Source organism: Ruegeria sp. SAZA006, assembly GCF_059613465.1.
Genome location: NZ_JBXWSO010000016.1, coordinates 191,203 through 213,839, shown reverse-complemented (window position 1 = coordinate 213,839; position 22,637 = coordinate 191,203). Strand labels below are relative to the sequence as shown.

18 protein-coding genes are annotated in these 22,637 nt (G+C 64.2%); 8 read left to right on the top strand and 10 right to left on the bottom strand.

The genetic code is table 11. The annotated features are described in order from the left end of the window. The first annotated feature begins 3 nt into the window (after positions 1-3). The gene (gene yaaA, locus AC2FNZ_RS16160; RefSeq protein ID WP_496841248.1) at positions 4-774 is read left to right on the top strand and encodes a peroxide stress protein YaaA; all 771 of its coding nucleotides are present in this window, start codon (positions 4-6) and stop codon (positions 772-774) included. On the opposite strand, the gene AC2FNZ_RS16155 is transcribed toward yaaA, so the two are convergent. The 6 genes from AC2FNZ_RS16155 to AC2FNZ_RS16130 form a co-directional block, all read right to left on the bottom strand. Further along, positions 765-1,226, bottom strand: coding sequence for a VOC family protein (locus AC2FNZ_RS16155; protein ID WP_496841247.1), 462 nt, complete (start codon positions 1,224-1,226; stop codon positions 765-767). The two genes, yaaA and AC2FNZ_RS16155, sit on opposite strands and share 10 nt — an antisense overlap. A 9-nt stretch (positions 1,227-1,235) precedes the next feature. After that, positions 1,236-3,449 (bottom strand): response regulator, encoded by a 2,214-nt coding sequence (locus AC2FNZ_RS16150; RefSeq protein ID WP_496841246.1) that lies wholly within the window; start codon positions 3,447-3,449, stop codon positions 1,236-1,238. A gap of 72 nt (positions 3,450-3,521) precedes the next feature. Then, on the bottom strand, positions 3,522-5,564 hold the full coding sequence (locus AC2FNZ_RS16145) for a hypothetical protein (RefSeq protein ID WP_496841245.1): 2,043 nt from the start codon (positions 5,562-5,564) through the stop codon (positions 3,522-3,524). Further along, a complete protein-coding gene (locus AC2FNZ_RS16140; RefSeq protein WP_496841244.1) occupies positions 5,561-8,323 on the bottom strand; it encodes a DUF4159 domain-containing protein in 2,763 nt (920 codons plus the stop codon). Before AC2FNZ_RS16140 ends, AC2FNZ_RS16145 begins: the two co-directional genes overlap by 4 nt. Further along, positions 8,320-9,195, bottom strand: coding sequence for a DUF58 domain-containing protein (locus AC2FNZ_RS16135; protein ID WP_170341842.1), 876 nt, complete (start codon positions 9,193-9,195; stop codon positions 8,320-8,322). Before AC2FNZ_RS16135 ends, AC2FNZ_RS16140 begins: the two co-directional genes overlap by 4 nt. Then, positions 9,192-10,199, bottom strand: coding sequence for an AAA family ATPase (locus AC2FNZ_RS16130; RefSeq protein ID WP_093964056.1), 1,008 nt, complete (start codon positions 10,197-10,199; stop codon positions 9,192-9,194). The genes AC2FNZ_RS16135 and AC2FNZ_RS16130 overlap by 4 nt, the downstream gene beginning before the upstream one ends. Before the next feature lie 65 nt (positions 10,200-10,264). On the opposite strand from AC2FNZ_RS16130, the gene AC2FNZ_RS16125 reads away from it, so the two are divergent. Beyond that, complete coding sequence (locus AC2FNZ_RS16125) at positions 10,265-10,840, top strand: DUF1285 domain-containing protein (protein ID WP_093964055.1); 576 nt, start codon at positions 10,265-10,267, stop codon at positions 10,838-10,840. Here the strand turns inward: AC2FNZ_RS16125 and AC2FNZ_RS16120 are convergent. Then, on the bottom strand, positions 10,837-11,781 hold the full coding sequence (locus AC2FNZ_RS16120; RefSeq protein WP_496841243.1) for a DMT family transporter: 945 nt from the start codon (positions 11,779-11,781) through the stop codon (positions 10,837-10,839). The genes AC2FNZ_RS16125 and AC2FNZ_RS16120 overlap by 4 nt on opposite strands. Positions 11,782-11,955: 174 nt before the next feature. On the opposite strand from AC2FNZ_RS16120, the gene AC2FNZ_RS16115 reads away from it, so the two are divergent. Both AC2FNZ_RS16115 and AC2FNZ_RS16110 read left to right on the top strand, forming a co-directional pair. Next, positions 11,956-12,708: a hydroxypyruvate isomerase family protein gene (locus AC2FNZ_RS16115; protein WP_496841242.1), complete on the top strand. Its 753-nt coding sequence runs from the start codon at positions 11,956-11,958 to the stop codon at positions 12,706-12,708. A gap of 76 nt (positions 12,709-12,784) precedes the next feature. Next, positions 12,785-13,015, top strand: a complete 231-nt coding sequence (locus AC2FNZ_RS16110) for a DUF2798 domain-containing protein (protein WP_496841241.1) — start codon at positions 12,785-12,787, stop codon at positions 13,013-13,015. 49 nt (positions 13,016-13,064) lie between these two features. Here the strand turns inward: AC2FNZ_RS16110 and polA are convergent, their stop codons facing one another. Further along, a complete protein-coding gene (polA, locus tag AC2FNZ_RS16105; protein WP_496841240.1) occupies positions 13,065-15,866 on the bottom strand; it encodes a DNA polymerase I in 2,802 nt (933 codons plus the stop codon). Between the two features lie 126 nt (positions 15,867-15,992). Beyond that, positions 15,993-16,172 (bottom strand): zinc-finger domain-containing protein, encoded by a 180-nt coding sequence (locus tag AC2FNZ_RS16100; protein WP_093964387.1) that lies wholly within the window; start codon positions 16,170-16,172, stop codon positions 15,993-15,995. Between the two features lie 89 nt (positions 16,173-16,261). Here AC2FNZ_RS16100 and AC2FNZ_RS16095 point away from each other — a divergent pair, with 89 nt between their 5' ends. Beyond that, positions 16,262-17,254 carry an ABC transporter ATP-binding protein gene (locus AC2FNZ_RS16095; protein ID WP_496841239.1) on the top strand — a complete coding sequence of 331 codons (993 nt, stop codon included), beginning with the start codon at positions 16,262-16,264 and terminating at the stop codon, positions 17,252-17,254. Between the two features lie 140 nt (positions 17,255-17,394). On the opposite strand, the gene AC2FNZ_RS16090 is transcribed toward AC2FNZ_RS16095, so the two are convergent. Beyond that, positions 17,395-18,000, bottom strand: coding sequence for a PIN domain-containing protein (locus AC2FNZ_RS16090; protein WP_480775833.1), 606 nt, complete (start codon positions 17,998-18,000; stop codon positions 17,395-17,397). A gap of 197 nt (positions 18,001-18,197) precedes the next feature. Here AC2FNZ_RS16090 and AC2FNZ_RS16085 point away from each other — a divergent pair, with 197 nt between their 5' ends. The 3 genes from AC2FNZ_RS16085 (at position 18,198) to AC2FNZ_RS16075 (ending at position 22,636) form a co-directional block, all read left to right on the top strand. Continuing rightward, positions 18,198-21,152, top strand: a complete 2,955-nt coding sequence (locus tag AC2FNZ_RS16085) for an error-prone DNA polymerase (protein WP_496841238.1) — start codon at positions 18,198-18,200, stop codon at positions 21,150-21,152. A gap of 16 nt (positions 21,153-21,168) precedes the next feature. Then, positions 21,169-21,582: a group III truncated hemoglobin gene (locus AC2FNZ_RS16080; RefSeq protein ID WP_093964046.1), complete on the top strand. Its 414-nt coding sequence runs from the start codon at positions 21,169-21,171 to the stop codon at positions 21,580-21,582. Between the two features lie 115 nt (positions 21,583-21,697). After that, positions 21,698-22,636: a DMT family transporter gene (locus AC2FNZ_RS16075; protein ID WP_093964386.1), complete on the top strand. Its 939-nt coding sequence runs from the start codon at positions 21,698-21,700 to the stop codon at positions 22,634-22,636. Position 22,637: the final 1 nt, after the last annotated feature.

Genomic DNA, 22,637 nt, shown 5'->3' with positions numbered 1-22,637 from the left:
GATATGCTGGTGGTGATCTCTCCGGCCAAACGGCTGGACTGGGCAGAACGGGACGCGACGCCGACCCAGCCCGATTTTCAGGACGACGCGATCCGGCTGGCGAAAACGGCGCGCAACCTGACGCTGGGGGATCTGAAAAAGCTGATGAGCCTCAGCGACGATCTGGCCCGGCTGAACCGCGACCGGTTCCGCACCTTTGCCGATACCCCGCCGCCCGAGACCACCCGCCCGGCCGCGTTGGCCTTTGCCGGCGACACCTATCAGGGGCTCGAGGCCGCCTCGCTGGACACCGACGAACTGGCCTGGGCGCAGGATCATCTGCGCATCCTGTCGGGGCTTTACGGCCTGCTGCGCCCGCTGGACGCCATTCAGCCCTATCGGCTGGAAATGGGTAGCCGGTTGAAGACCCGGCGCGGCAAGACCCTGTATGACTACTGGCGCGACCAGCTGAGCAAGGCGCTGAACGCGCAGGCCGAGGAGATCGGCACCGACACGCTGGTGAACTGCGCCAGTCAGGAATATTTTGGCGCCGTCGACCCCAAGGCCCTGAAACTGCGCGTCATCACCCCGGTCTTTATGGAGGACAAGGGCGGCGCGCCCAAGATCGTCAGCTTCTTTGCCAAAAAAGCTCGCGGCTCAATGGCGCGGTACATCATCCAGCACCGGCTGACCGATTTGAAGGGCCTGCGGGATTTCGACACCGGCGGCTATGTGTACCGGTCTGAGTTGTCGGAACCGGACAAACCGGTATTCGTGCGCCCCTATCAGGCCTGATCCAGCATCGAGGCATCATACGCCACCAGTTCGACCGTGTTGCCCTCGGGGTCCGTGGTAAACACGCCGCGCCAACCGATCCAGCCGAACCGTTCGACACGATAGGGCTGGCCGATTTGGTCATACCAGCGCATAACGGCCTCCTGTTCCGCAAAGGGAAGAGACAAGGCGACATGGTGCAGCGACGATTGCGCCCCGGTCACGGGTTTGTCGGCACCGGTGGGGTGCAAACCCGGCCGCTGCGCTGCCCCATGGTGAAAAAGCGCCAGAACCTGTGTGTGTCCTTCGAACCCATCCGCAATCCGAAAGAATGTGATGGCGCTGTTATGGCCGCCATGCAGGCGGGTCAGCCCGATGACGTTTTCATAGAAATCAACCATCGCTGCCATGTCGGCGCAGCGTATTGCGATTTCACCCAAAGCGCGGGGGCGAAAACCTCGTTCCTGTGACATGGCGTCAGCCTAGACCGCACCGGCCGGCTCGACAATGACAGGTTGCGCATCCGTCGGGCAGTTGGACTGGATCATCTCGCAAATCAGCTTCTTCTGAAGCGGTTTCGTCAGGTAGTGATCCAGCCCGGCCGCAAGGATGCTGTGCTCGTCACCGGCCAAGGCATGAGCGGTCAGCGCCACGATCGGCACATGCTGCCCTGTGCCGATTTCGCGTCGGCGAATCTCACCCGTGGCCTGCTTTCCGTCCATCTTGGGCATAGAGATGTCCATAAGGATCAGGTCCGGCGCGAATTCCGCAAAGGCTTCGACAGCCTCAAGCCCGTTGGCCACCAGCTTGAGGTCTATGTTCAGATCCTTGGTCATCTTGCTCAGGATCAACTGGTTGGTGCGATTGTCCTCGGCGGCCAGAACCCGCATCTTGCGCAGCTTCGTGTTTCCGCCGGACGATTGGGCCGGCTCTGCGCAGCAGGGCGGGGAAACAGGCGCAGGCAACACAGCCGCGCCCAGCGCCTGAAGCCGCGAGAACAGCTCGGCCCGAGGGATCGGTTTCTGAACCACCCCTTGTATCAGCCGATGGTTCGGATCAGCGTGCACGATGGCCGGGTTTGCGGACATCAGCACGATCGGAACGTCGGACCAGCTTCGCTTGCGCAGAGTTTCCGCCAAATCCAGCCCGTCCATGTCAGGCAGATCGTGATCGCAAAGGATCAGGTCGACCGACGCATCCACCGCCCTCAGCGCTTCGGTGCCTGTGGCGCAAACCGTCACCTCGGTCCCCAAACGCCGCAGCTGCTTGTTCAGAATGGCCCGATTGACCGCCAGATCCTCGACCACGAGGACATGTTTCAGCCTGTCCGCCAAAGCAGGCGGAGCCGGTTGAGGGCCTTCGGCGGTGGGCAGCGTGATGCGGAACCCAAAGCACGACCCCTTGCCGGCCTCGCTCTCGACCCAGATCGAGCCACCCATCAAGGTAATCAGGCGTTTGGTGATGGCCAGACCAAGGCCAGTGCCGTCAAAGGCGCGGGTCTTTTCGTTTTCGACCTGATTGAACTCGCCAAAGATGTGCTCGATCTTGTCCGCATCGATGCCGATTCCGGTGTCTTCGATCGCGATGTGGATGTCGCAGGTCTTCTGATCGGCATGCGGTACTCCGGTGACCCGGATCAGAACATGGCCCTGGGCGGTGAATTTGACCGCGTTACCCACCAGATTGGTCAGCACCTGACGCACCCGGCCCGGATCGCCCACGAACAGCGTCGGCAGGAACAGGTCATAGTCGACCAGCAAGGTCAGCCCCTTGTCGCGCACCGTGGGCTGCAGCAGCATCGCAACTTCGAGAATGCAACGTTCAAGATCGAAATCCTCGGGATGCAGCACAAGCTTATCCGCTTCGATCTTGGAATAATCCAGAACGTCATTGATGATGACAAGCAACGCGTCCCCCGAATTGCGAATCGTCTCGACATAAAGCCTCTGCTCTTCATTCAGAGGGGTTTCCGACAGCAGGTCGGTCATCCCGACGATGCCGTTCATCGGGGTCCGGATCTCATGACTCATATTGGCAAGGAAAGCCGACTTGGCCCGGTTGGCAGCCTCGGCCTTCTCGCGCGCGGCCTGCAGTTGCGCCTCATGCTGGACCGAGGCCGTGATGTTCAGGGCCAGACTGACCACATCGCCGCCTTGGCCGCGCTGGTCGATCAGCTTGATATATTGCCCATTCCACAGCTGGATCACTTCGGGCGGCGGGTTGATCCGGGTCCAGCGGCGCATCATGCGGGTTTTCCACGCCTCGGCCGGTTCCGACCCGATATCGATGATGCCCTCGGTGGTAAGCAGATCAAGAATGCGGGGATAGGATATCCCGGGCGCGACCTCATCCAGTCCTTCGAACACGCTCAGATAGGCTGTATTTGCGCTGATCAACCGATCACTGCCGTCGAAGAAGGCGAAACCGTCCTGGATCGTCTGGATCGAGTGCCAGAGGCGGCGTTCGGCCACTTCGATCTTGGCATTTGCAACGGTCAGGTCCGATTTGACCTTTTCATTCTCGCCACGCACGGTTTCGACCTCGGCCTCAGTCTCGCCAATACGCTTGGTCAGGGCCATCGCGTATTCACCCAGTTTGCGATTGGCCTCGGACAGTTCACTCTGCTTGAGTGCAAGCATGCGTTCGGCGGCCAGACGCGCCCGCCGTTCCTGTGCCAGTTTTTCTGCAAGACTCATGGTCATCTTCCCGGTCGGTTCGGGATCAGCATTCCCGCAGACCGTGAAAATCTGTTTAAGGCCAAAGGTCGATCAGCGCCGTCCTTCGCGCAACCAGCCCGCCAGCAGGAAGCCACCCGCCAACAGCAGCACCAGCCAGGGCGGCAACAGTCCGGCTTGGGTCACGTCACGGGTTTCATATGCCTCGCGCGGGGTCAGACCGATCCAGCCACGCCCGGCCGCAGGGCGCCCGGCGCGTACGTTGCGGATTGCCGGCAGCCCATCCTCGACCCGGATTACCCCGCCGCGCATCCCGGCCATGACCGGTTCAAGGATTTCAGCTGTTGCGATGGTGCGTTCGAATTCCCGCGGCGCCGCAGGGCCAAGGCCGATGACCGAGGACAGCTCACCTTCCTGCAGGCGATAGAGCCCAATTTCAGGCCCGAAATACTGCGCCTCGAACCGGCCGGGGGACAATTCGCGCAAGGGCACTTCAAGCGTATCGCCATTGGGTCGGGTGACCGTGACAGGGCCCACCTCTTCGTTCAGGGTCTGGCGGATGATGCGCATTGACTGCCCGTTGGCCTCGGCCCACAGCGCCTCTTCTTCAAGCTCGGGTTCTTTCATCATCCAGTGAGCCAGGCGGCGCAGCAGTTCCAGCTGCGGGCCACCGCCCTCGTAGCCGCGGCTCCACAGCCAGGCGTGGTCCGAAGCCAGCAGCGCCACGCGTCCTTCCCCCACCCGGTCCAGCACCAGCAGCGGACGGTCGTCGACGCCGGTCATCAGCAACTCACCCGAGCGCTGTTTTACGTCGATCTGGCGCAGCCATGCGCCCCAATCGCCCGCCTCACCCAGATCGGCGGTCACCGGATGACGCTGGCCCAGGTCTGTTACCGTGGGCACGTAGCGTTCTTCGATGACCCGGGCCGAGGGTTGCGCCGGCAGGATCGCAGACAGGGGCGAGCGGAAGATGCTGTCGGCGGTGGCAAAGTCGGGTCCGGCCGCAATCAGCACCGCACCTCCGTCATTGATGTAGTTGGTCACGTTGTCCAGATAAATCGCCGGCAGGATGCCGCGCCGCTTGTAGCGGTCAAAGATGATCAGGTCGAAATCGTTGATCTTCTCCAGAAAAAGCTCGCGCGTGGGGAATGCGATCAGCGACAGTTCGTCCACCGGAACCCCATCCTGTTTCTCGGGTGGGCGCAGGATGGTGAAATGCACCAGGTCGACCGAGCTGTCGGATTTCAGCAGATTGCGCCAGGTTCGCCCGCCCGGATGCGGCTCGCCCGAGACCAACAGAACCCGAAGCCGATCGCGCACGCCGTTCATCTGGATCAAGGCGGTGTTGTTTCGGTCGGTCAGTTCGCCATCGGCCTGCGGAACGGTGAACTGGATGACGTTGCGCCCGCCATGGGGCAGGGTCACCGGCAGCTCGACATCCACACCGATCGGGATACTGAACTGCTGCGGCTCGCCCCCGTCCACCGCGATCTCGAGCGGGGCGGACGCCGGACCGGCGGGCACCGCGCCACTGTCCTCGACCCGCAAGGTCAGAGTGACGGGCTCATCGATGATGGCAAAGGCCGGCGCATTGCGCACGATCAGGCGGCGGTCCCAGTCCTGCGCGCGACCGGTCTGCAACAGGTGCATCGGCGCGGGCAGGTCGGGGGCCTGATCGACGTCATGCACGATGCCGTCCGACAGAACCAGAATACCGGCGATGCGCGCGCGGGGTTCCTCGGCCAGCGCGGCATTCAGCGCCGCCATGACCTGCGTACCTTCGTCCCCGTCGCCGTCGCCCACGGTGATGCGGCGCAGTTCGGTGTTGTCGCGGGCTTCGATCTCGGCGGCCAGGGCCTCGGCGGTCTGCGCGGTCTGTTCTGCGCGGTCAGACAGGGTTTGGCTGGCGCTTTCATCCTCGATCATCAGCACGATGTCGGTCAGCGCGGCGCGGTCCTCGATCTGGTAGACCGGGCCGGACAAAGCCGCCAGCAGCACCAGCGCCGCCAGTCCGCGCAATGCCCAACCTGACAGCCCGCGCCACAGCGCCAGAACCGTCGCGGCCAAAGCGATCGAACCGATAACCACCAGCACGGGCCACGGGATCAGCGGGTCAAAGATGACGGAACCGGTCATTGGCCCAACCTGTCAAGCAGAGCAGGCACGTGCACCTGATCGGATTTGTAGTTCCCGGTCAACACGTGCATGACCAGGTTGACGCCGAACCGGTTGGCCAGCTCGCGCTGGCGTTCTCCGGCATAGCCGCGCCCGACCGGCAGCAACGCCTGCCCGTTCCGGTCGATTGCCCAGGCCCCGGCCCAGTCGTTGCCGCCAATCACTACCGGAGTGACGTTATCGTTGAGGTTGCGGAAGGGCATGCCTTCGATCTGTTCGGCGTCCAGCGGCGCGGCTTCGACCCAGACCTCGGTACCGGCAAAGCGGCCGGGGAAATCCTGCAACAGGTAGAACGCACGGGTCAGGACGTGATCGCGGGGAACAGGCTCTAACGCAGGGATATTCAGCGGCGCAGCCAGTTGCTGCAGCTTGCGGCCATTGGGGCTGGAGGCGCCGAACCCGGCGATGTTGGCGTCCCGCGTGTCAAACAGGATCATCCCGCCCGACCGCAGATAGCCATTCAGCTTGGCATAAGCTTCGGCCGAAGGCTGGGGCTGATCCGGGGTGATCGGCCAGTAAAGCAGCGGGAAGAAAGCCAGTTCGTCACGTTCGAGGTCCACGCCCATGGGCTCGGCCGGTTCGACGGACGTGCGATAAAACAGGGTTTGCGACAGGCCGCGTAGCCCGGCATGGGCGACGTCGTCAATCTGGGCATTGCCGGTCAGTACATGTGCCAGCACCAATTCCTTGGTTGCCTGCAGCGCGAATTCGGTCTCCTCGGGCGTCTGCGCCTGCGCTTGCGGTGCGATCAGAACCGCGCCCAGCGCGACCGCCGCCGCTCGCGCCAGCCCCAGACGCCCCGACAGCGCCAGCGAGGCCACGACGTCAACCGCCAGCAGGATCAGGGCCAGGCTCAGCAGCAGGCCCCCGATAGGAGTTTCGGCGCTGACCTCCTGCCCTTTGATGGGAACATCCGCAGGCCAGCTGATCGGGCGCAGCGTGCTATCCTCGTTCAACACGTTCAGGGCCAGCTTCTGCTTGCCGCTTTCATACAGACCCGGGCGCAGGTCGGGCCCCAAGGCGCCGGACACCAGCGCCGGGCCATCGACACCGGCCAGATTGCCCGCATCAGACAGGGTTCCGAACCCGTCCATCACCTGAATCGGCTCCCACGTGGTGCCTTGCAGCTGTTCGACCTGCCGCGTCTTGGCCGCCGAGGCCACGGCCAGCCGGTCGAGCATTTCGACGAACAGGCCCGACAGCGGCAGGGTCGACCATTCGGCATCGGCGGTGACATGGAACAGCACCACCTGACCCAGGCCCAGCGGCTTGCGCGTCACCAGCGGGGTGCCATCCGACAGCGCGGCGATCACCCGGTCGGCCAGGTTCGGGTCGGGCTGCGCCATCACCTGGGTGCTGACGGTCACATCGTCGGGGATGCGCAAACCGTAGAAGGGCGAACCTTCCTGGAAAGGCGCCAGCCCCTTGGCCTCGCCCCAGCTCATCGCGCCGCCGACCGAGCGGCCACCGCTGCGCAACCGCACCGGCAAAAGGGCGTCTTCGGCATCGCGGCCCAGATCGCTGGCCGCCATGTGCGGACCGGCAAAGCGCAGCAACAGCCCGCCCTGCTCGACCCATTCGACCAATCCGGCCTGTTCGGCGGGGGTCAGCTTGGCCACATCGGCCAGCACGATCACATCCGGGTTGGCGGGCAGAACCTCGGCCAGCCCGCCCTCGACGAAATCGGCGGTGGGGATCAGCACCTGCGTCAGATAGTGAAGCGGCGACAGCAGCTCCAACCCCTCGCGGTTGACGGTTCCGGCGATCAGGGCAACCTCGCGCCGGCGCAAGCTGTCATCGGTCAGCGACACCGCCCCGGCCGACCGCTGGCCCTGCAGCTCGAACCGCGTGATGCGGGCGCGCAGTTCGGATGGCAAGGCCAGATCAGCCTGTGCCTGGGTCGCGCCGCTGTCGAAGCTGACCTCGACCGATTGCAGAAGGCGCATCACGCCCGCCGGGTCGCGCCCCTGCGCATTGATGGTGACGGTCTGCGCCGGTCCGGGCGTGGCGCGCACCGCGGTCAGTCGGATCGCCCCGTCCTGATAGGTGGCCGGCAGCAGCGCCAGGATCGGCGCCGCCGCGCGATAGACCGTGACCGCGCCCCGCGCCTGCAGCGCGGACAGCAGGCTTTCACGGCCCGGATAGTCCAGCTTGTCCGTGAACCAGTGCGTATCGAACCCGCCCTCGACCGCCGACAGGTCGGCCAGCGCCTGTTCGATCTGCGCCGCGTCCGGCTGCCACGGCTGCGGAACCAGCCCGGGCAGGCGGTTGCGCCAGGCTTCGGCGGCCTGGAAGACCGGCGGTTCCGGCTCGGTCAGGCGCAGGATCGACACGGGGCGCCCGGCCCGTCCGGCTTCGGTCAGCTGCGCGTCGATCTGATCCAGCGTGGCCGGCCAGCGCGTGGCCCCGGCCCAGCTTGCATCCAGTACCAGCAGCAGCGGCCCCGATCCGGACTCATCGCGCGCCGGGTTCAGAACCGGGCCGGCCAGCCCAATGATGATCGCCGCCGCCGCCAGCATCCGCAGCAGCAACAGCCACCACGGGGTGCGGTCAGATACGCTCTCGTCGTCCTTCAGGCCCAGCAACAGGGTCACCGCGGGGAACAGCCGGCGGATCGGCGCGGGCGGCACGGCGCGCAGGATCAGCCACAGGATCGGCAGCGTCAGCAGACCCAGCAGCACCCATGGTGCGGTAAAGCCGATGCCCGCCAGAACCGTCATCGCGCCCCTCCGTCCAGCGCACGATAGAGCCACAACAGGGCCGCCTGCGCGCTGTCGCCCGTATGGTGCAGACCCAGCTGCCAACCGGTCACCCGGCACAGGCGGGTCAGGTCATCCTTGCGCCGCGCCAGCCGCGCCAGATAGCGCTCGCGCAGGTCGCCGGCTTTGAGGGTCTCGTGCCGGACCGAGCCGCCGACGCTTTCGAAGATGGTGCGCCCGCGATAGGGGAAGTTCTCCTCGCCCGGGTCCAGGACCTGCAGCAGCACGCCGCGCACGCCGCGATCGGCGGCCTTGGTCAGGGCCAGTTCGACCTCGTCCAGTGGGCCGAGGAAGTCAGAGATGAACACGGCGCGGGCATGGGGGATCATGGCGCGGTGCTCGGGCGGGGCATAATCGGCCTCGGTATCTTCGGACAGGGCCTGCGCCAGCCGGATGATCTGGGCGTTGCCGCGCCGGGGCGGCAGGGTTGTTCCGGTCAGGCCCACACGCTCGCCCCCGCGCACCAGAAGGATCGCCGTGGCCAACCCAAGAAGGCGGGCCCGGTCGGCCTTGGTGGGCAGAGATTTGTCGGACGCAAAGCGCATCGAGGCGCCCTGATCGACCCAGAGCATGATCGACTGCGCAATCTGCCATTCGCGTTCGCGCACATATTGCTGATCGCCGCGGGCCGAGCGCCGGTGGTCGATCATCCGCCGGCTGTCGCCGATTTGCGCCGGTCGGTATTGCCAGAAATCATCGCCCAACCCCGAACGCCGCCGGCCGTGATCGCCCAGCAGCACGGTTCCGGCCAGGTGTTCGGCCCGCGCCAACAAGGGCGGCAGCCGGGACGCCTCGGCCTCGGATCTTTCGCGAAGGGTGCGGGCCGCGTTCACGCCGCCGCCTCGGCCCGGACAAGCCCGGCCGCGGTGGTTTCGATCAGGTCGGCCAAGCTGTCGCCGCGCGCCCGCGCGGCGAAGTTCAGCGCCATCCGGTGGCTGAGCACCGGGCGCGCCATGTCCAGCACGTCTTCGGCATTTGGGGCCAGCCGGCCCTGCAGCATCGCCCGCGCCCGCACCGTCATCATCAGCGCCTGCGCCGCGCGCGGACCTGGGCCCCAGGCGACGGTCTCGGACACGCGCTCGGACACGCCGGGTTCCTCGGGGCGGAACGCGCGCACCAGATCGAGGATCAGTTCGACCACCGACTCGCCCACCGGCATCCGGCGCAGCAGAACCTGCGCGGCCAGCAGTTCTTCTTTGGTGAAGATCTGATGCGCCTCCTCCTCGGCCGCGCCGGTGGTGGCCAGCAGGATGTCACGCTCGGTCTGGCGGTCGGGATAGTTCACGTCGATCTGCACCAGGAAACGGTCAAGCTGGGCCTCGGGCAGCGGATAGGTGCCCTCCTGTTCGATCGGGTTCTGGGTGGCAAGCACATGGAACGGCACGCCCAGCGCGCGATCCTCGCCCGCGACGGTCACCGTGCGTTCCTGCATCGCCTGCAGCAAAGCCGACTGGGTGCGCGGGCTGGCGCGGTTGATCTCGTCCGCCATCAACAGTTCACAGAAGATCGGGCCGGGAATGAATCGGAAATGACGGCTGCCATCCTCGGCGGTATCCAGAACCTCGGACCCCAGAATGTCGGCCGGCATCAGGTCAGGGGTGAACTGGATGCGGTTGCCATGCAGGCCCATGACCGTCGACAGGGTTTCGACCAGCCGCGTCTTGCCCAGGCCCGGCAGCCCGATCAGCAGGGCATGACCGCCACACAGCAGCGCCGTCAGCGTCAGGTCAACGACCCTCTCCTGCCCGATGAAGCGGCGGGTGATCGAGGATTTGGCCTGTTGCAGTTTCTCTTCCAGCGCTTCGATCTCGGAGACGAGGTCGGCAGGTTCGGTCATGACTTTCCCTTCCGTGGACTTATTATGGTTGAAGTGTATCGCGCTGAGAGGAAATGGCAAAAACAATGAGCGGACAAAATCCTGTGAAACCGTCCCCTGAGGGTCTGGCGGCCTCGGTCAAGGCGGCCAAACCGCGGGGTCTGCCCCCTGTCGACAGCTGGAATCCTCCGTTCTGCGGCGATCTGGACATGCGCATCGCGCACGATGGCACCTGGTACTACCTAGGGTCGCCCATCACCCGGTTCGAGCTTGTGAAGCTTTTTTCCTCAATTCTTAAGAAAGAACGGGACGCCTATTTTCTGGTCACCCCTGTCGAAAAGGTCGGCATCATCGTCGAAGACGCACCGTTTGTGGCGGTCGATTTCGACCGGACCGGCGCGGACGAGGATCAGATTCTGACCTTTACCACCCATGTCGGCGATACTGTGACGGTAGGTCCGGATCACCCGATACGGGTTGCAATAGACCCGGAAACAAACGAGCCAAGACCCTACATATTGGTGCGATCGAACCTTGAGGCGCGGATCGACCGCAAGAGTTTCTACCGCCTTGTGGACATTGCCACGGAACGCGCCGGGCAGGTCGGGGTCTGGTCCGGCGGGCAGTTCTTTGTCTTGGGTCGCGCCGAAGAAGCGCCTTAGGCAACCCGTCGTGCGGGACGGTCTTGCGCAAGGACAACCGCCAGCGCCACGACTCCGGCGCCCAGCGCCCGGGTCCAGTTCCACTCCGAACCCAGAACCACCATGATGAGCATCACGTAGAACGGTGCCACATTGATGGGGAATGACGCCAGAGCAACACCCAGCCGGCCGATCGAAGCGATGAACAGAACCTGGCTGAGGCCGAGGGAGATCACGGCGTAGATCGCCAGCATTCCTGCCTGCTGCGGGTCGATCGGCGACGATGGCCAGACTTCCAGACCGAGGACGCTCGACAGATAGAACAGCGCGCCGGCCATGAACGTGCCGCCGATCAGCGTGATCGTGGTACGTCCGATTTGGCTGAGGTCCGGGAAGTCCCGCGCGGTCGCCATGCTGGCCCAACAGAAAAGCGCGGTCGAGGCGATGGCGCAGAGCGCACCCAACCCCAGCTGGGCCGGCGCCGCCGCGCTGGTTGCGATCAGTCCACCGATGATCGAAACAGCAACGCCCAGCGCGAAGTTCCAGTGCAATCTGCGCGTTCCGGCAGCCAGCTCGAGCAGTGTCGCAATCAAAGGCGCGCAAGAGGCGATGATGGCAACGGTTACGGGATCGGTCAGTTTCTGCGCCAGGATGATCAGGAACATGCCCAATCCAAGCCCAAAACCGCCCACTCTCATCGCATGGGTCCAACGCGCCCGCAGCACCGCATCCGCTCCATCGATCCACAGCCAGATCGGGATCATCACAACCACCGCCAGCATCAGCCGCGCGGCCAGCAAGGCAACCGGCGGCCAGGTCTGCAGCAGGATTTCGGCCGCCGGGAATCCGGCCGCCCAGGTCAGCATCGACGCCACCGCCAACCCGTTTCCGGACAAGGCGGATTGCCGCGCACCGGGCACAGCGAAACTGGGCCCGCGAACGGGGTCCGGACTCATCGCCATCGGCTTCAATCCTTTTGTTGGTGCAGCGCCACGAAAATGATTCGCTGCAATACCCCAACCGTTCACATTCGGCTCGCGCCGGTCTGGCCGATTTTCGACATATTGTCGTTTTCAAACCCTTTCTCTGCGCACCGCCCGCGACTAAGGTCAGCATGCCATCGGACCGAGAGGACAATGCCCCGATTTGCCGCCAATATCTCGCTGCTCTTTGCCGAGCTGCCTTATCTCGACCGATTCAGGGCGGCCGCGGATGCCGGGTTCAAGGCGGTCGAAATCCTGTTCCCCTACGATATCGCGGCCAAGGAAACCCGCCGCGCGTTGATGACCAACGGTCTGGACCTTGTGCTGATCAACGCGCCGCCGCCCAACTATACCGGCGGCCAGCCCGGCTATGCGGCCGTTCCGGGGGGCGAGGGGCGGTTCCAGTCCGACATTCGCCGCGTCCTGCGCTATGCCGAGGCACTGAAACCCGGTCTGATCCATGTGATGGCGGGCTATGCCTCGGGGGCGGACGCGCAGGACTGTTTCGTGCGCAACCTGCAATGGGCCGCGGATTTTGCACCCCATCAGCAGTTCACGATCGAACCGCTGAACCCGGTCTCGCAACCCGAATATTTCCTGAACGACTATGATCTGGCCGCCGCGTGCCTGCACCGGATCGACCGCCTGAATGTCGGCCTGCAATTCGACAGCTTTCATGCCCGGATGATCCATGGCGATGCCCAGGCCGTTTGGGACAGATTCCGCGACCGGATCGTACATGTTCAGATCGGATCGGCCCCCGACCGGTCGGAACCCGGCCGCGACGAGACCGATTTCCCCGCCCTGTTCGCAGCAATCGACGACAGCGGCTATGACGGTTGGGTCAGCGCCGAATACACGCCCTCGACCCGGCGCACCGAAGCCTCTCTGCACTGGATGCGATAGTCCTGTGCGCCTGCGCACTGGAAATCACATCTTGAATATCGCATATGAAGTGGCGATTCAGTAGAGGAACAGCCGTATGATCCCCGCCCGCTTTGCCCCCGTCCTGTTCGGATTGATCCTGTCGGGGCTGATGTCCTGCATCGTGACCTGCATCGCAACGGTCAAAGAGATCGGGCTGGGCCCCGAGACCTTTGCCAGCTGGATGGGCGCGTGGAGCATCAGCTGGCCGGTGGCATTTGCGGTGGTTTTGGTCATGGCCCCGCCGACCCGTCGACTGGTCGCGCTGTTGGTCAGGCCCGAGGCCTGACCTGCCGCGAAGATGGCCCACAGGGCCTGATGAGCGGCACGGCGCTTGCCTAATGCGCCTCGGCCCAGTTGGCGCCTTTGCCCGCATCCACCGTCAGTTTCACGTCCAGCTTCACCGCCGGATCGGGCGCGTTCTCCATCACGTCGCGCGCAATCTCGATGGTCTTTTCCACCGCGTCCTCGGCCACTTCGAACAGCAGTTCGTCATGCACCTGCAGCAGCATCTTGGCCGGCAGCCCGTCGATCGCCTCGGGCATCCGCACCATCGCCCGCCGGATCACGTCCGCCGCCGTGCCCTGGATCGGCGCGTTGATCGCCGCCCGGCGCGCGAACCCCGCATGCGGACCCTTGGCGTTGATCTCTGTCGTGTGGATCCTGCGCCCGAACAGGGTCTGCACATAGCCATGCTCTTTGGCAAAGGCGATGGTGTCGTCCATATAGCGCCGGATGCCGGGGAAGCGCTCGAAATAGCGGTCGATGAAGCCCTGCGCCTCGGCCCGCGGAATGCGCAGGTTGCGCGCAAGACCAAAACCCGAAATGCCGTAGATCACGCCGAAATTGATCGCCTTGGCCTTGCGGCGGATCTCGGGCGTCATCTCGTCCAGCGGCACGTCGAACATTTCCGACGCGGTCATGGCGTGAATGTCCAGCCCATCGGCAAAGGCCTGTTTCAAGGCCGGAATATCGGCGATATGCGCCAGAATACGCAGCTCGATCTGTGAATAGTCGAGCGACACCAGCACGTTGCCCGGCTCGGCCACGAAGGCCTCGCGAATCCGGCGGCCTTCTTCGGTGCGCACCGGGATGTTCTGCAGGTTCGGATCGGTCGAGGCCAGACGCCCCGTGTTCGCCCCGGTGATGGCATAAGACGTATGCACCCGGCCCGTATCGGGGTTGATGTGGGTCTGCAGCGCGTCGGTATAGGTCGATTTCAGCTTGGACAGCTGCCGCCAGTCCAGCACCCGGCGCGGCAGCTCATGCTCGGTCGCCAGATCTTCCAGCACGTCGGCGCCGGTCGAATACTTTCCGGTCTTGCCCTTCTTGCCGCCCTCAAGACTCATCTTGTCGAACAGGATCTCGCCCAACTGCGCGGGCGAGCCGACGTTGAAGGTTTCTCCGGCCAGCTCGTGGATTTCAGCCTCTAAACCGGCCATTTTCTGGGCAAAGGCGTTCGACATGCGGCTCAGCACATCGCGGTCGACCTTGATGCCATGCATCTCCATCTCGGCCAGAACCGGCACCAACGGGCGTTCCATCGTCTCGTAGACGGTGGTCACCTGAACCCGGTGCAACTGCGGTTTGAACAGCTTCCACAGGCGCAGGGTGATGTCGGCGTCCTCGGCGGCATAGGCGGTGGCCTCGTCGATCGGCACCTTGTCGAAGGTGATCGCGGATTTGCCCGAGCCCAGCAGCGGCTTGATCGGGATCGGCGTGTGGCCCAGGTAGCGGTCCGACAGGGTGTCCATCCCGTGCCCATGCTCGCCCGCATTCATGGCATAGGACATCAGCATCGTGTCGTCGATCGGGGCGACATCCACGCCATAGCGCGCAAAGATCTTGGCATCGTATTTCATGTTCTGCCCGATCTTCAGGATCGACGGATCCTCCAGCACCGGCTTGAGCATCTCCAGCACCTCATCCAGCGGCAACTGCCCCTCGGCCAGCGCGTCCGAGCCGAACAGGTCGTCGCTGGCCCCGTCGCGGTGGGTCAGCGGGATGTAACAGGCCTCGCCCGGCTCGATGCACAGCGAGATGCCGACCAGGTCGGCGATCATCTCGTTCAGGCCGGTGGTCTCGGTATCCACCGCCACCCAGCCGCGTTCATGCGCTTTGTCGATCCACTTCTGCAGGGCCGCCGCATCGCGCACGCATTCGTATTTTCCGGCGTCGAACGGGATATCCTCGGCCTGCGGCTCATCCGCCGCCGGCGCTGGAGTATCCGCGATCACCGGCGGTTCGACGCCCAGCTTGTCCGCGATCCGCTTGGTCAGAGTGCGGAACTCCATCTCGGCCAGAAAAGCCATCAGCTTGTCCGGATCGGGGTCGCGCAGCTCCAGATCATCCAGCGTGAAGTCCAGCGGTGTCTCGCAATCCAGCTGCACCAGCTTCTTCGACAGCTCGATCTGGTCGCGCTTTTCGATCAGGGTCTGGCGGCGCTTGGGCTGCTTGATCTCCTCGGCCCGGTCCAGCAGCGTCTCCAGATCACCAAACTCGTTGATCAGCAGCGCCGCCGTCTTGATTCCGATCCCCGGCGCACCCGGCACGTTGTCGACGCTGTCGCCGGCCAGCGCCTGCACATCGACGACACGCTCAGGATAGACGCCGAATTTCTCGAACACTCCCTCGCGGTCGATGCGCTTGTTCTTCATGGCATCCAGCATCTCGACACCGTCGCCCACCAGCTGCATCAGATCCTTGTCCGAACTGACGATGGTCACCCGACCCCCGGCCTGGCGCGCCTGGCAGGCCAGCGTGGCGATGATGTCGTCGGCCTCGTACCCCTCCAGCTCTTTGCAGGCGATGTTGAAGGCCTCGGTCGCCTGCCGGGTCAGCGGGATCTGCGGGCGCAGGTCCTCGGGCATCGCCTCGCGGTTGGCCTTGTAGAGGTCGTACATGTCATTGCGGAAGGTGTGCGAACCCTTGTCGAAGATCACCGCCAGATGGGTCGGCGCATCGGGGCCGTGGTCGCCATCCACGTAGCGCTGCAGCATGTTGCAAAAGCCCGAAACGGCGCCAATCGGCAACCCGTCCGATTTCCGCGTCAGCGGCGGAAGGGCGTGATAGGCGCGAAAGATGAAGGCCGATCCGTCGATCAGATGCAGATGGCAGCCTTTTCCGAATCCCGTTGTCATCGCGCGCCCTTTCCCTCGTCTTTGCCAACCCAACTCATGGCATGGGCGCGCCGTCAGGGCCACCCGTCACGCGTGGCCGTCTGCTGTGTTCGGTCAAATTCTTCCGACCCGACAGGCCATGGGTGGTCAGGCCGCTGCTTCGTGCCCCTTCAGCACGTACTTGCAATCGCAATAGGGGCACTCGACCCAGCCCTGATCCTCGGGGATCTGCAACCAGACGCGCGGATGGCCCAGCGCGCCCTCGCCGCCATCACAGGCGACACGGCTTGTCTCGACGATCTTGGTTTCCGGAGCTTCGATTGTCACGGCGTGCGATCCTTCACTGGTTGTCGGCCTCGCGGGCATGCATTAGGTGCGTTTATGAGCGATCAAGAAACCGGGGGCAAGAGCCAGCAATGACCGATGCAGCGATCAGCCTTCGCGGCCTGCGCAAAACCTATCGCGGCAGCAAGGGCCAGCCCGAGAAACACGCGCTGAAGGGCATTGACCTGGATATCCCGCGCGGGTCGGTCTTTGGCCTGCTGGGGCCGAACGGCGCCGGCAAATCGACCCTGATCAATATTTTGGCGGGGCTGGTGATCAAGACCGCCGGCCAGGTGACGATTTGGGGCCATGACCAGGACCGCAACCCGCGCCAGGCCCGCGCCGCCATCGGCGTGATGCCGCAGGAACTGAACCTCGACCCGTTCTTCACCCCGCGCGGCGCGCTCGAGGTTCAGGCGGGGCTCTATGGCGTGCCGAAATCACAGAGACGCAGCGACGAGATTCTCAAACTGGTCGGCCTCAGCGACAAGGCCGAGGCCTATGCCCGCACGCTGTCGGGCGGGATGCGGCGGCGGCTGCTGCTGGCCAAGGCGCTGGTGCACCACCCGAAAATCCTGGTGCTGGACGAGCCCACCGCCGGCGTAGATATCGAACTGCGCCAGATGCTCTGGGCCAATGTACGCAAGCTGAACCAGCAGGGCATGACCATCATCCTGACCACCCATTACCTGGAAGAGGCGCAGGAGATGTGCGACGAGATCGCCATCATCAACCACGGGAAAAAGGTGGCGCAGGACAGCACCGCCAACCTGCTGGGCCGCATGGACGGCCGCACCATGGTCATCACCCCCGAGGCCCCCGTGACCGCCCTGCCCGCCGCCCCCGGCGTTCAGACCAGCCTGCGCGACGACGGCAGCCTGTCGCTGCATTACCGCAGCCCTGAAACCAGCGCCGAGCAGGTGCTCGAGGCGGTCCGGCAGGCCGGCATCCGCATCCGCGACGTGCGCACCGAGGAGGCCGATCTCGAGGACGTTTTCCTGGCCCTCACCTCCTCGCGCGCCGACGATGCCCCGGCCGACGATCAGGACCAGCCGCGCCGGGGCCTGCACCGGGTCAAGCTGTGACTAGGCCCCGTGCCACTTTGGTCTGGGCAGATGAGGTCTCTTACCGAACAGCATAAGGCCATCCGCCGCGCCGCCCTTGCATGGCGGCATAGCGGGCCAAGCGGTCATCCAGCACACGCAATTCTCAACCGAAAAGCAGGTCAGTGTCGGACTATACGAGGGCCGTAGCTGACTGACTGATCAGAGCAGACAACATGACCACGTCTTATTAACTCACCAACTAGCGTTTCTAGTTCTTCGTGTTCCAAGGTCTTTCGAAAAAGGGCATTCACCGTTCCTTTTAGGGTTTTGATCTTCCTTGGACGCGAAGTTCCTCTAGACTGCAAACTGTCAACAATCGCATCAATTTTCTGATCTAACGAACTTGCGTTCGAGATTTTGACGAATGGGATTTCGGATATGTCAATATGACGGAGAGCAGGGATCTTCCTTTGTCGCAAATGTGCAATCAAAGGGTCGAAGCCCTTGTCACGAGATATAATATGAAAGTATGCATCGGCATTATTGGCCGCGAGTTCTCCCAAATAAAAAGCGATATGGAAGTCTAAGGCATTCGAGCCGTTACCCGTTATCTTCTTATAACCAGCACTTTCTCCTAAGCTTTGAAGTGCTTTTGCGAAGTCAAAAGGTACACTCTTTTGGTTAGCGCCGACGAAGACAATCAACTTGCAGTCATGTCCACTGAGGAGCTCAAGGTTCTTCGGCTGAACATTTTCGAAGTCGATCAGGATAAAGTTTTTTTTCAAAGGCCGTGCTCCAATTCGAGCTCGAATCAAATACAGATTACTGGATAAGGTCAATACGAAGCACCTTGCCTGAAGCTGCTTTGTCCGCTGTGGGCTCGAACCAGAACTTCACCGCACCTGAATCAACAACCCAATTCCTGCGCAATGCAGACAGGGACTCGAAAAAGAACAAAACAAGAATATAATGACGACTCGCCATGTATGCCGAGCTGTCGATCACGTCGAACTTCACCTTCCTCACCGGGGCCTCGCACCCCGAGGAGTACATGGAGCGCGCCGTCACCCTGGGGCTGCCCGCCATCGCCATCGCCGATGACAACTCGGTGGCCGGGATCGTCCGCGCCCATACCCAGGCGCGCGAGATCGCCCGCAAGGTGCGCGAGCGCCGCGCGTGGGAGGAGCAGAACACGCCCATCGGCCCGCCCTGCCCCGATCACATCCCGAAACCGCCCTCGTTCCCGGTGCATGCGGTGCCGCGCCTGATCCCGTCGGCGCGGCTGCTCTTTACCGATGCCCCGCCCGTCACCGCCCTGCCCATCAACCGGCAGGGCTGGGCCAACCTGTGCCGCCTCCTGTCCACCGGACGGCTGCGCGCGGCCAAGGGCGACTGCATCCTGCACCTGTCCGACCTGCTGGAGTTTTCCGACGGTCTGCACCTGCTGCTCTGGCCACAGGCGGGCGGTCCGACCGGCGGCGCGAGCGGGTGGCGGACACAGGCGCAACAGCTGACGCGCCGCTTTGCCGGGCGCATGCACCTGTTGATGCATCCCCGCTATGACGGGGCGGATGCGGCATTTTTTCATTTGTTAGAGACTGAATCGCGCCATCTGGGCCTGCCCACCATCGCCAGTGCCGCACCGATGATGCATCACGGGTCGCGCCGCCGGCTGGCCGATGTGCTGACCGCGATCCGGCTGCGCCGCAAGGTGGACGATCTGGGCCGCCACGCGCTGGCCAACGGCGAACAGCGCCTGCGGTCCGGGGCCGAGATGCTGCGCATCTTCAAGGGGCATGAAGGCGCCGTGGCCCGCGCTTATGCGCTCAGCCAGGAACTTACCTTTTCGCTGGACGAGCTGCGCTATGAATACCCCAGCGAGGTCAGCGGCACCGAAACCCCCGCCCAGCGCCTGCACCGTCTGGCGCATGAAGGGTTGAAATGGCGCTATCCCGCCGGCGCCCCCGGAAAGGTGAAGGCGATGCTGGCGCATGAGCTGACCCTGATCGGCAAGCTGAAATACGAGCCCTATTTCCTGACCGTCCGCGACATCGTGCAGTTTGCCCGCGGCCGCGGGATCCTGTGTCAGGGGCGCGGCTCGGCGGCCAATTCGGTGGTCTGCTATTGCCTGGGCGTCACCTCGGTCAGCCCCGAGATGGGCACCATGGTGTTCGAACGCTTCGTCTCCGAGGCGCGGGACGAGCCGCCCGACATCGACGTGGATTTCGAACATGAACGCCGCGAAGAGGTGATCCAGCACATCTATGAACGCTATGGCCGCCACCGCGCGGGGCTGTGCGCCACGGTGATCCACTATCGCGGCAAGCGCGCCATCCGCGAGGTGGGCCGCGCCATGGGCCTGACCGAGGACACGATTTCCGCCCTGTCCTCGCAGCTGTGGGGGTTCTTCTCGACCGCGGGGCTCGAGGCCGAGCGGATGCGCGAGATCGGCCTCGACCCCGAGGATCGACGATTAAAACAGACTCTAACACTGGTGCATGAGATCAACGGCTTCCCCCGCCACCTGTCCCAGCATGTGGGCGGGTTCATCATCACCGAGGGCCGCTTGGACGAGTTGGTGCCCATCGAGAACGCCACGATGGAGGACCGCACCGTCATCTGCTGGGACAAGGATGACATCGACTCGCTGGGCATCCTCAAGGTCGATGTCCTGAGCCTTGGCATGCTGACCTGCATCCGCAAGGCCTTCGACCTGATCGCACAGCACCACCAGACCAGCTATACGCTCGCCACCCTGCCGCCCGAGGACCCGGCAGTCTATGACATGCTGTGCCGCGCGGATTCGGTCGGCGTGTTCCAGGTGGAATCACGTGCGCAGATGAACTTCTTGCCCCGGATGCGGCCGCGCAATTTCTATGACCTGGTGATCGAGGTCGCCATCATCCGCCCCGGCCCCATCCAGGGCGACATGGTGCATCCCTATATCCGACGGCGAAACGGCGAGGAGGAGGTCAGCTTCCCCTCGGACGCACTGGGCGAGGTGCTGGGCAAGACGCTGGGCGTGCCGCTGTTCCAGGAACAGGCGATGCAGATCGCCATCGTCGGCGCGGGTTTCACCCCCGAACAGGCCGACCGGCTGCGGCGGTCACTGGCGACCTTCAAGAAGCACGGCAATGTCAGCGAATTCCGCACCCTGTTCCTGCGCGGGATGCAGCGCAACGGCTATGACGCCGAATTTGCCGAGCGCTGTTTCTCGCAGATCGAGGGGTTCGGCTCCTACGGCTTCCCCGAAAGCCACGCGGCCAGCTTTGCGCTGCTGGTCTATGCCAGCGCCTGGATCAAGTGCCACCATCCGGGGATTTTCGCCTGCGCGCTGCTGAATTCGCAGCCGATGGGGTTCTATGCCCCCGCCCAGATCGTTCGCGATGCGCGCGAGCATGGCGTGCAGGTGCGCCCGGTCTGCATCAATGCCAGCTTCTGGGACAACGTGATGGAGCCCGACGGCCATGGCGGGCTGGCCCTGCGGCTGGGCTTTCGCCAGATCAAGGGCCTGAGCGAAGAGGACGCCAGTTGGCTGACCGCCGCGCGCGGCAACGGCTACCACCAGGTTGACGACGTCTGGCGCCGCGCGGGCCTTGGCCCCTCGGTGATCGAGCGTCTGGCCGAGGCCGATGCCTTTGCCGCCTGCGGCCTGACCCGGCGCGAGGCGCTGTGGCAGGCCAAGGCGATCGCCACCGCCCGGCCCCTGCCCCTGTTCGCGCAGGATCTGGAAGGCGAGGCACTGGATGAGCCCGCCGCCCATCTGCCGCAGATGTCGCTGGGCGAACAGGTGGTCGAGGATTACGTCGCCACCCGCCTGAGCCTGCGGGCACACCCAGTGGCCCTGTTGCGGCACCTGCTGACGCCGGGGCAGCGCGACAATTCCGCCCCTGCATCCGGGCCGGAAAACGCGGTATCTGCCTGGAACAGAGCCTGAATCGAAAGTCTCGACCATGTCCCGGCCCGTGCTGCCCCCACGTTTTCCCGCCACGCCCGACCAGATCCGGGCGCAGGTCACCGCGTTCTACGCCCGCGTCCGGCAGGACGCCGTGCTGGGCCCGATCTTCAACCGCCACGTCACCGACTGGCCCGCGCATGAGGACCGGATCGCCTCTTTCTGGCGCAACGCCATCCTGTTTGAGCGCGGCTACAGCGGCAATCCGCAGCGCGTGCATATCGAGCGCCCGGACGTGAAACCCGAGATGTTCGCCCATTGGCTGGACCTGTTCGAAGAGGTCGCCCACCGCACCCTGCCCCCGGAAACGGCCACGCCCTGGGTGGCGCTGGCCCGCCGCATCGGCGCGGGGATGCAGGCCGGTGTCGCGGCCGCCCGCCAACCGGCCGGGGCTCCGCCGATCCTGCGCTGAACGGCCGGCCCCGCGGGGATGTTAGCGGTAAAGTTTGGACTATCCGACTCTGCCGATTGGGTTTAATCAGACCTCAGACACCTGCCACAGCATCCAACCGCCCGAGACCAGCCAGATGAGCACACAGAACTCGACCGTTCAGGGACTTGGCTTTGCCTTTCTCGGGTTTGCCGTCTTTGCCACCCATGACGCACTGATCAAGACGCTGGGCGGCACCTATTCCGTGCTGCAGATCATCTTTTTCGCCACGCTGTTTTCCTTTGTGCCGATGGCGGTCACGATTCTGGCGGACAAGGCCACCGGAAACTTCCTGCCCCGCCATCCATGGTTGGTCATGCTGCGCTCGGGGCTGATGGTCACGGGTATGTCCTGCGCATTCTACGCCTTCTCAGTCCTGCCCCTGGCCGAGGTCTATTCGCTGCTGTTTTCCTTTCCGCTAATCGTCACCGTCCTGTCGATCCCGATACTGGGCGAGGTTGTGCGCGCCCAACGCTGGGCCGCGGTGGGCGTGGGCCTGATCGGGGTGCTGATCGTCCTGCGGCCCGGCGCGACCGAGATCACCCTGGGCCACCTTGCCGCCCTGACGGCCGCCTTCTGCAGCGCCTTCGCATCCGTACTGGTGCGCAAGATCGGAAACGAGGAACGCTCGGCGGTGCTGATTCTATATCCGATGCTGCTGGCGATCGCGGTCATGAGCCTGGCGCAACCGGCGGTCTATCAGCCACCTTCGCTGATCCATCTGGCGATGATGGCCTTGGTCGGCGTGTTCTCGGTGATCGCCCAGCACCTGATCATCCTGGCCTATCGCGCGGCGCCCGCTGGCGTGGTCGCGCCCAGCCAGTACAGCCAGATCATCTGGGCCACGATCTTCGGCGCAGTGTTCTTTGGGGAAAAGCCCGACAAATGGGTGGCCGTGGGGGCCGCGATCATCATCGCATCGGGCATCTTCGTCGTCTGGCGCGAAAGCCGGGCAAATGTATCGCCGAACAAGCCGGTTCTGCGCGTCCGCTCGCCGCGTTCCGACACCGGGGCCTCGGCGCGACCGGGGTCCTAGA

Bases quoted from the DNA above. Each gene is read 5' to 3' on its own strand.
- yaaA (WP_496841248.1), top strand. From the start codon at position 4: ATGCTGGTGGTGATCTCTCCGGCCAAACGGCTGGACTGGGCAGAACGG.
- AC2FNZ_RS16155 (WP_496841247.1), bottom strand. From the start codon at position 1,226: ATGTCACAGGAACGAGGTTTTCGCCCCCGCGCTTTGGGTGAAATCGCA.
- AC2FNZ_RS16150 (WP_496841246.1), bottom strand. From the start codon at position 3,449: ATGAGTCTTGCAGAAAAACTGGCACAGGAACGGCGGGCGCGTCTGGCC.
- AC2FNZ_RS16145 (WP_496841245.1), bottom strand. From the start codon at position 5,564: ATGACCGGTTCCGTCATCTTTGACCCGCTGATCCCGTGGCCCGTGCTG.
- AC2FNZ_RS16140 (WP_496841244.1), bottom strand. From the start codon at position 8,323: ATGACGGTTCTGGCGGGCATCGGCTTTACCGCACCATGGGTGCTGCTG.
- AC2FNZ_RS16130 (WP_093964056.1), bottom strand. From the start codon at position 10,199: ATGACCGAACCTGCCGACCTCGTCTCCGAGATCGAAGCGCTGGAAGAG.
- AC2FNZ_RS16125 (WP_093964055.1), top strand. From the start codon at position 10,265: ATGAGCGGACAAAATCCTGTGAAACCGTCCCCTGAGGGTCTGGCGGCC.
- AC2FNZ_RS16120 (WP_496841243.1), bottom strand. From the start codon at position 11,781: ATGGCGATGAGTCCGGACCCCGTTCGCGGGCCCAGTTTCGCTGTGCCC.
- AC2FNZ_RS16115 (WP_496841242.1), top strand. From the start codon at position 11,956: ATGCCCCGATTTGCCGCCAATATCTCGCTGCTCTTTGCCGAGCTGCCT.
- AC2FNZ_RS16110 (WP_496841241.1), top strand. From the start codon at position 12,785: ATGATCCCCGCCCGCTTTGCCCCCGTCCTGTTCGGATTGATCCTGTCG.
- polA (WP_496841240.1), bottom strand. From the start codon at position 15,866: ATGACAACGGGATTCGGAAAAGGCTGCCATCTGCATCTGATCGACGGA.
- AC2FNZ_RS16095 (WP_496841239.1), top strand. From the start codon at position 16,262: ATGACCGATGCAGCGATCAGCCTTCGCGGCCTGCGCAAAACCTATCGC.
- AC2FNZ_RS16085 (WP_496841238.1), top strand. From the start codon at position 18,198: ATGTATGCCGAGCTGTCGATCACGTCGAACTTCACCTTCCTCACCGGG.
- AC2FNZ_RS16080 (WP_093964046.1), top strand. From the start codon at position 21,169: ATGTCCCGGCCCGTGCTGCCCCCACGTTTTCCCGCCACGCCCGACCAG.
- AC2FNZ_RS16075 (WP_093964386.1), top strand. From the start codon at position 21,698: ATGAGCACACAGAACTCGACCGTTCAGGGACTTGGCTTTGCCTTTCTC.